The sequence below is a fragment of the Pseudoalteromonas sp. S3178 genome (genome assembly GCF_005886985.1).
Lineage (GTDB): Bacteria > Pseudomonadota > Gammaproteobacteria > Enterobacterales > Alteromonadaceae > Pseudoalteromonas > Pseudoalteromonas carrageenovora.
The window spans coordinates 1-1,611 of sequence record NZ_PNCW01000143.1 but is presented as its reverse complement, the minus strand read 5'-3'; the positions used below and the strand labels follow the sequence as shown (position 1 = coordinate 1,611).

The following is a 1,611-nucleotide window of genomic DNA, read 5'->3' as shown; positions in this document are numbered from 1 at the left end:
CAATTCGCTTAATTAAGTATTTTTGCACATTGGCACTACTGTACGGGTGAGAACAAACGCTGATAGGTTTTATAAGCGTATTCGTCGCTCATGCCGCTTAGGTAGTCGCAAATTATTCGCATCCCTTGATTTTGTTTTTCAGCGTCTACGTAAAGTGCTTGAGTTGTTTCGGGTAATAAACGCAGCGGGTCGCTTGCAAACGCTGTAAATAACTCTATTAGTAAATTTTGACCTTTAAACTCTATTTGCTGCATCTCGGGGTCGCGTATTAAGCGTTGAAATACAAAATGCTTGAGTATTTGTAGTACGTGCTCGTACTGCGCGTCTAACTTTGCGGTGTACTTTAAAATAGGGCATTCAAACGCATCGTTTTGAATATCTAAATGTATATGAATAATAAAGGTATTAACCAGCTCTCCTATGGCATCTTTTCGTTCATAATCATTTTTTGAAAATAAACGCTGCGTGAGAGATTCAAGCATGGAGTTTAACCACTCATAATTAAGCGCTTTTAAATGAGGCAGAGCATGGGTTTGCCAATCATCTAATGTAAGTACTTGCGTGGCTATTGCATCTTCTAGGTCGTGCACTGCGTAGGCTATATCGTCGGCATGTTCCATTATGGCACTGTCGAGTGATTTATACGTTGTTTTGGCGCGGTATTTATCTATAGGTGCATTGTTACTTAAAAGCTGTTTATCGCTTTGACTAAGGGGCTCTATGATCCAGTTAAATATAGCGCAATCATCGTTATACAGTCCTTTTGCGGGTCGCCAATCATCAGCTTTAATAAATGAGCGTGCGTTATTTACCTCTGGAATGGTGTGCCATAACTCGTTTATAAATGCAGGGTATTTGATAAAGCCCAGTAAAGTACGGCGTGTTAAGTTCATGCCATGGCCGTTCGAATAGGGCTCAAGCTTTGCAACAATACGTAAGGTTTGCGCGTTGCCTTCAAAACCACCGTGATCTCGCATCATGTAATTCAGCGCTATTTCGCCGCCGTGGCCAAAGGGCGGGTGGCCAATATCGTGCGCTAGGCATAAGGTTTCAAGTAGCCCTGTTGAAGGAAAGTGCTCAAAATCACTGTGCTGAGTCCTTAAATGGCGCAGTATGCCGGTGCCAATTTGCGATACCTCTAAAGAGTGCGTTAAACGTGTACGGTAAAAATCGTTAAGGCCAATCCCCATAATTTGAGTTTTAGCTTGTAAGCGCCTAAATGCTGCTGCATGAATAATACGAGAACGATCTACCTGCCAGGGTGAGCGGTTATCGTTTGGGCGGTGTTTATATTGCTCTATTATTCGGCTTTGCCATTGTTTATCCATACTGCTTTACTCACAAAACGTTATTAAACACGGTATTAGCTCAGTATACCTTTGCGGTTATAAATTGCGAATGAACAAAGTGCGTTATTCGCCTTTATAAAGTGGCTTAGGTATAATGCGCGTTCGTATGTATGTGTATTACCCATACATAAGCAGGGCGTGTTGATCTTTGTGGATTAAATTTGTTCAATCTAGGGGCGATTTTATTGCGGCGAGAGATTTGTAACCCAGCGGGCTCGATAACTGCTCCTGCGTTATTCTACTGGCTTACATCCATGTAAGA

At 42.0% G+C, this 1,611-nt stretch carries 1 protein-coding gene; it reads right to left on the bottom strand.

What is annotated here, in order from left to right:
- Window positions 1-35: 35 nt before the first annotated feature.
- Window positions 36-1,328 (bottom strand): anti-phage deoxyguanosine triphosphatase, encoded by a 1,293-nt coding sequence (locus tag CWC11_RS20380; protein ID WP_138684144.1) that lies wholly within the window; start codon window positions 1,326-1,328, stop codon window positions 36-38.
- Window positions 1,329-1,611 lie beyond the last annotated feature (283 nt).